Origin of the sequence: uncultured Rummeliibacillus sp. (genome assembly GCF_934216135.1) — a bacterium.
Taxonomy (GTDB): domain Bacteria; phylum Bacillota; class Bacilli; order Bacillales_A; family Planococcaceae; genus Rummeliibacillus.
Genome location: NZ_CAKQBI010000060.1, coordinates 1 through 6,551 on the forward strand (window position 1 = coordinate 1; position 6,551 = coordinate 6,551).

At 33.4% G+C, this 6,551-nt stretch carries 7 protein-coding genes; all 7 read right to left on the reverse strand.

What is annotated here, in order from left to right; all coding sequences use genetic code 11:
* Positions 1-247: 247 nt before the first annotated feature.
* On the reverse strand, positions 248-1,069 hold the full coding sequence (locus tag Q0977_RS17570) for a MerR family transcriptional regulator (protein WP_299516246.1): 822 nt from the start codon (positions 1,067-1,069) through the stop codon (positions 248-250).
* Between the two features lie 179 nt (positions 1,070-1,248).
* Positions 1,249-2,718: a sodium:alanine symporter family protein gene (locus tag Q0977_RS17575; RefSeq protein WP_299516248.1), complete on the reverse strand. Its 1,470-nt coding sequence runs from the start codon at positions 2,716-2,718 to the stop codon at positions 1,249-1,251.
* A gap of 301 nt (positions 2,719-3,019) precedes the next feature.
* Positions 3,020-3,442: an OsmC family protein gene (locus Q0977_RS17580; RefSeq protein WP_119415690.1), complete on the reverse strand. Its 423-nt coding sequence runs from the start codon at positions 3,440-3,442 to the stop codon at positions 3,020-3,022.
* 12 nt (positions 3,443-3,454) lie between these two features.
* On the reverse strand, positions 3,455-4,201 hold the full coding sequence (locus Q0977_RS17585; RefSeq protein WP_299516252.1) for an amino acid ABC transporter ATP-binding protein: 747 nt from the start codon (positions 4,199-4,201) through the stop codon (positions 3,455-3,457).
* 12 nt (positions 4,202-4,213) lie between these two features.
* Positions 4,214-4,855: an amino acid ABC transporter permease gene (locus Q0977_RS17590; RefSeq protein ID WP_119415692.1), complete on the reverse strand. Its 642-nt coding sequence runs from the start codon at positions 4,853-4,855 to the stop codon at positions 4,214-4,216.
* Between the two features lie 18 nt (positions 4,856-4,873).
* Positions 4,874-5,689: an ABC transporter substrate-binding protein gene (locus Q0977_RS17595; RefSeq protein ID WP_299516254.1), complete on the reverse strand. Its 816-nt coding sequence runs from the start codon at positions 5,687-5,689 to the stop codon at positions 4,874-4,876.
* Between the two features lie 15 nt (positions 5,690-5,704).
* Positions 5,705-6,331 carry a TetR/AcrR family transcriptional regulator gene (locus Q0977_RS17600; RefSeq protein ID WP_299516256.1) on the reverse strand — a complete coding sequence of 209 codons (627 nt, stop codon included), beginning with the start codon at positions 6,329-6,331 and terminating at the stop codon, positions 5,705-5,707.
* Positions 6,332-6,551: the final 220 nt, after the last annotated feature.

A 6,551-nucleotide genomic window follows, 5' to 3' on the forward strand; every position in this document is an offset into this window, starting at 1 on the left:
AGTCTAATTGAATACCAAAGTGACGATCTACTTGAAAAGGTTGAAAAGTCATTTACACAAAATTATTGACACTCCCTTTTATAAGGTTATGTCGAAAATAAAAGTATTATTCTAATAAAAAAACTATAACCAAACTCCATCGTTAAGAGTTGTTATAGTTTTAAATTGAATCTATTAATCTTTTACTTTTATAGTATAAGAGCTGATGGAGATTTTAGAATCGGAAGAGTCGAGGATAAACTTTTCCTTAGCATATAGTTAATGGTGTGATTTTTACTCGTATTTCTTTTGTTCGGTTGGAAATGATACCATCTACATTTTTTCGAATGTATAAAGGACCTTCTGGTTGATAATTATGAACTTTTATATATCGTAAAAGCTTTTCTATATGCTTTTGATCGTCCCCAGATTCATCACTCCACCTTATAATTGCAAAATCCCCTTCTTCTATCTCCGTTAACAAATCAATATCCATATGTAAAGGTTGTTCAACTATTATAAAAATGCCTTCATAGGAATTTTTAAGTTTGTCATGACAATCCTCAATATTTTTTAAATAACCAACATTCCCTATAACAATAGGCACAATATGTTCATAATGCGATTTTAGATGACGTAACTCTACTTCTATCTCCTTAAATGAGTCTATTTTTTTGTTTACGCGTAGAATATTATGTGAACTAATACGCTGAAAGTAGGGTCTTCCTATGTTTTTTTCATTTATAGTACTTTCAAACTCCCTTACTCGTGAATACAATCCTTTTTCAATTCGTTTTAATACATTAACTTTTTCACGCGTAATATTCCGAACATTTTCTAACACCGATATAAAATCATCTAAACTGCGATTTTCTAATTGCTTTTTTATATCATTTAAAGGTACACCAATCATTTTCATACACAATATTATATCGAGTTGCTTGAATTGTTCGACTGAATAATACCGATATCCAGTTCCTACATCCTTTTCAATCGGTTTAAACAATCCAATCTCATCATAATAATGAAGTGTTTTTATAGAAACATTATTCAACCGCGCCATCTGACCAATAGATAGTTTGTTTTTCATGAATTGTCCTCTTTCTACATTTCTCTTAATCCTATTATAAATTCTCACACAATATTTTTACAATATTTTCTTTCTTTTTAATAAAAGTGTAACATTAATAAAGAGATTTATACTATTAGAATCAAAAAATCTGCCCCTCTCAAAAGAGGAGCAGATCCATATTTTTGATAAAATTTCTCTTACACAGCGCCTTTCATTTCTTCCTTCTCTTCTAAACGCTTTTCCCAATAATCTGCATTTTCAATGCCTAATTTACGAGGGTCAAATACAGGATCTAAACCTTGCTTTTTCTGCTCCTCATAGTCTTTCAATGCAATTAAAGTTGGTTTTGCTAAGAACAACAGTCCAATAACATTTACATACACCATTAAGCCGAGACCAACATCACCAAGCGCCCAAGCTATAGCTGCTGTTTTTACTGAGCCGTAGAATAATAAAGCTAAGAACACTACTTGCATGACACGAATTGAGATTTTTAGTTTAGCTCCTTCTAACATAAAGGCTAAGTTTGTTTCAGCTATATAGTAATATGCCATAATAGTAGTAAAAGCAAAGAACAATAATGCTATAGCGATAAAACCTGAACCAAAACCAGCAAGTGGGAATGCTTGTTCAATTGCTGATTGTGTAAACGCTTCACCTGGTTGAATATTCGGAATATTTTCTTCTAAAAATTTCCCTGTTTTTTCATCTTGAACGTTATAAGCACCCGTAAATAATACGATAAATGCGGTTGCTGTACATATTAGGAAAGTATCAAAGTAAATTGAGAAAGCTTGAACGAATCCTTGCTTAACCGGATGTGATACTTCTGCTGCAGCTGCATGATGTGGACCTGTACCTTGTCCAGCTTCATTGGCATAAATACCACGTTTAACTCCCCAGGCAATTGCTGCACCTATAATACCTCCATACATTTCGTTTTGACCAAATGCACTTGAGAAGATTAAACCAAACACTTCTGGAATTTTATCAAAATTTAAAATAATGATTATAATAGCCATTATAATATACGCCGCTGCCATGAATGGGACAATGATTGAAGCAGCTGCTGCAATACGTTTAAGTCCTCCAATAATAATAACACCTATTAATACGACTAAAAATGCACCCGTCACCCATGCTGGGATATGGAAAGCATTATCCATTGCTCCTGCAATTGAGTTTGCTTGAACAGAAGGCATTAATGCAGCCATAGCTATTACGCCTACAACAGCAAAAATCATTCCTATCCATTTTTTTTGCGTAAATTTATAAAGATAGTAAGCGGGACCTCCTCGATAGACTCCATCTTTCTCATCCTTATAAATTTGAGCTAGCGTTGATTCGACATAAGATGTTGCAGCACCTATAAACCCTAAAACCCACATCCAGAAGATCGAGCCTGGCCCACCATAGCCAATTGCAGTTGCCGTACCTGCGATGTTCCCCACACCAATACGTCCGGCTAGCGCCATTGATAATGCTTCAAATGAAGATACACCAGATGACGATTTCTCACCTTTTACTAATTGAACAAACATGTCCTTAAAGAATCGTACTTGCATAAACTTTGTTCTAAATGTAAAAATTAGCCCAGCTACTAAAATTCCATAAATTAGTACTGGACTCCATAACCAATCATTAATCTTTGAAACTATTTCCTCCATAAACTACACCCCTTCTTTTTACTATAAAAATAATTATATTCTGATGATTTTAAATATTCAATATAATTCTTTTAAAAAAATGATATAATTCACAGAAATTATATCAAAATGAGATTATTATTATTAGAATTAATGCCATTGCTATTTTTATTTCGATTCTTCATCCAATTTTACTTTCCTTCTTTAGAATTCTTTTTTATATATAATTCTTCTTAAATCACTTATTATTCTTAAAATCATTTTTATAGATTAAAAAAGAGTAAGAGACAATTTATCTCTTTACTCTTTTTTTAATATTTCTTTATTCAAACGGTATGTTTTTTCCATTTAATATTAATGAATGCGTAATATCTGCTTTTAATGAGGCAGAAACTGCACAATATTTTTCTTCACCTAATTTTATAGCTCTCCATACTTTATGGGCATCGATATCACCATCGACTTTAAATGTTAGATGTGCAGCTGTAAAAGCTGTTGGCATTTCTTCACGTCTTGTTCCATCTACTACAATATCTAATTTTGTGATCTTTTCTAAATGAGGTTTTAGTATCATTGTAACGTCAATACCTATACAACCTGCTAATGCACTTAAAAGCATTTCTGTTGGGGTTGGAGCCTGCCCATTCCCACCATAGTTTGAGGTAGCATCCATAGCCATTTTATATCCAGATGCTCCTACTGCTTCAAAAGCACGTCCCCCCTGCCATTTTGCTGTAATTTGCATATTTTCTCCTCCTTAGAATTCACTAACCTGATGTAAAAATTGTTGTGCTCTTGCAGTTTGCGGGTGTTCAAAAAATGCTTTTGGTTCTGCATCTTCAACAATTACACCATCTGCCATAAACAGAATACGATTCGCCACATTCTTTGCGAAGTTCATTTCATGCGTGACAATGATCATTGTCATCCCTTCTTCTGCTAGATCTTTCATCACTTTTAATACTTCACCTACTAGTTCAGGATCAAGTGCTGAAGTAGGTTCATCAAATAACATAAGCTGTGGTTCCATTGCTAAAGCTCTTGCAATAGCTACACGTTGTTGTTGTCCTCCTGAAATTTGAGAAGGATAGCTATTTTCTTTATCTGATAATCCAACTCTTTCTAGTAAATCTGAAGCTATCTTGTGAGCTTTCGCTTTTGGCAATGTCTTTACAACTATTAGCGCTTCCATAACATTTTCTATAACAGTTTTATGTGGGTATAAGTTAAATTGTTGGAACACCATACCCGTTTCTTGTCTAATGGCATATATAGATTTTTGTAATTCCTTTTTCGATGCTTTTGCATCAATTACATGGCCATTTACTGATATTTTACCTTGCGTAATTTTCTCCAACCCATTAATACATCTTAAGAATGTACTTTTACCTGATCCACTTGGACCGATAACGGCTACTACTTGATGTGCAGGAATGGATAAAGTTAAATTCTTTAATACTTCATGACTATCATAATTTTTGTATAATTGTTCAATTTCTATCATCTTCTGCACCTCCTAGTAGACCGATAAGCGTTTTTCTACTTTATTTAATATAAAAGTAAAGAATGTACTCATTCCCCAATACATAATTCCAATTGAAAGATAGAATGGCATGTAAACATAATATTGAGCAACTAATAATTGAGCAGAACGCATTAGTTCTGTTACTGCAATGACAGAAACTAAAGATGTTTCTTTTAACATTCCAACAAATGTATTTCCAAGTGGAGGGATTGCATATCGAATCGCTTGTGGAATAATGATTCGGCGCATCGCTTGTTTTTCAGTCATTCCAGTTGCAAGTGCAGCTTCTGTTTGTCCTTTTGGTACAGATTGAATGGCACCACGAAATGCTTCTGATACATATGCACCAATATTGATACTTAAAGCTATATACGCCGCTGTTAATGGTCCAAGCTCTATCCCATAATCTACTAAACCATAATAGACAATGACAATTTGCACCAGTGGTGGTGTTCCTCGAATAATCGAAACATAGACTCTTGCTATATTACGCAGAAAGCGATTGCCCTTTATACGAGCAATCGCAGCAAGTAAGCCTATTATTAAGCCAAAGAACATGGATACCACGGTTATCAGTAAAGTGTAATATGCCCCTTTCAATAGAAATGGGATATTTTCAATGATTAAATCCATGTTTTCTTCCTACTTTCTTTATTCTGCTGGAGGTTCTTCTCCAAACCATTTAACAAAGATTTTCTTATAAGTACCATCTTTTTTCATATCTTCTAATGCACTATTAATCGCTTTTACGAATTTAGGATTTCCTTTTTTAACAGCTACCGCTGCTTTGTCAGCTTTAATTGCTTCACCAACAGCCTTAATCTTATAGCCATTTTCTTCAACGATAGGTTTTAATGCAAAGACATTATTAATAGTTGCATCAATGCGGCCAGCATCTAAATCTTTTAATGTTGTAATTACATCATCATAAGTATTAATTTTGAAATTGCCGACTTTCGGCATTAAATCATTACGTAAATATGTTTCATCATTAGTACCAAGACCAACACCAATTGTTTTACCTTTAAAATCATTTACAGATTTTATATCACCATTATTTTCTTTCACGATTGCTTTTACTTCGTTTGTAATATAAGGATCTGAGAAATCAATTGCTTTTTTTCTTTCGTCTGTAATAGTTACTTGGCTTACTAATGCATCAAATTTACCTTTTTGTAAACCTGGGATTAATCCAGAAAAATCTTGTGCCACAAATTTTGCTTTAACATCAAGGCGTTTTGCTAGTTCTTTAGCAATATCAACATCAAAGCCTGTATATTCTTTGTCTTTTCCCATATAGTTGTAAGGGGCATATGTTCCCATAATACCGATGGTCATTTCGCCATTTTTTTGAATCTTTGAAAGTTCATCATTGCTTGCTTCTTTTTTTGTCTCATTACTACCACAAGCACTTAGTACAAGAACTGATGCAGCAACAACTGCAAAAAGCCATTTTATTTTCTTCACTTTTTTTCCTCCTGCTTAGACACCGAAAATACCGAAAAATTCAAAATGAACGGTTTTTTCGATTATTTCTTGTAATGAATAATCAGTGAAGGGGTGATTTTCACTTTGTTCGCTAAATAACCACCGAGATAACACACCTTCTAATAAACTCATGATAAAAACAGCTTGCAATTTAGAATCTACTGAGTGATTTAGCATATCCAATTGTTTTGCTCGTTCAATATTATTTGCAAAAGCTATTTCCATTTCAGATTTAATCTCATCGACCTTTTGTTGTAGTAACGGCTGGGTATGAACTCCTTTTAACAATATGTGTATTAAATAGGGGTTTTCCTCAGCAAATTGAAATATTTGCTCAAATAAATAACTTGTTGAAACGGCTGATTCTTGAACGGAAGCTTTTGAATTTCTATACCCAATAGCAATAGCTTTTAAAATTCTTTTTCGACCATCTTCAATTACCTTTTCAGCAATAGCTTCTTTACTTTTAAAATACCAATAAAAAGTACCTTGAGAAACATTCGCTTTAGCTACAATATCCGAAATTTTAGTATTTTCATACCCAACAGTTGCAAATAACTCAAGTGCAATTTTGATCAATTGCTGTTCTCTTTCATGTCTACGAATATCTGCTTGTGTCATTTCTTCACCTCGACTGACTCATTAGTCAATTAAATCCTATAGAATTACTACAAATTAGTCAATAGTTTTGACTTATTTTTTTGAATAACATGTGGAGTTTTTAATTCTACCAATTATTCATTTAATTAAAATACCGCAGCTACACAAAATCGAGTAGGAGGGAGTAATTAACTCCCGACCTCTCACACCACCGTACGTACGGTTCCGTATACGGCGGTTC

Coding starts and splice junctions, on each gene's coding strand:
- Q0977_RS17580 (WP_119415690.1), bottom strand. CDS start 3,442: ATGCAAATTACAGCAAAATGGCAGGGGGGACGTGCTTTTGAAGCAGTA.
- Q0977_RS17590 (WP_119415692.1), bottom strand. CDS start 4,855: ATGGATTTAATCATTGAAAATATCCCATTTCTATTGAAAGGGGCATAT.
- Q0977_RS17585 (WP_299516252.1), bottom strand. CDS start 4,201: ATGATAGAAATTGAACAATTATACAAAAATTATGATAGTCATGAAGTA.
- Q0977_RS17575 (WP_299516248.1), bottom strand. CDS start 2,718: ATGGAGGAAATAGTTTCAAAGATTAATGATTGGTTATGGAGTCCAGTA.
- Q0977_RS17600 (WP_299516256.1), bottom strand. CDS start 6,331: ATGACACAAGCAGATATTCGTAGACATGAAAGAGAACAGCAATTGATC.
- Q0977_RS17570 (WP_299516246.1), bottom strand. CDS start 1,069: ATGAAAAACAAACTATCTATTGGTCAGATGGCGCGGTTGAATAATGTT.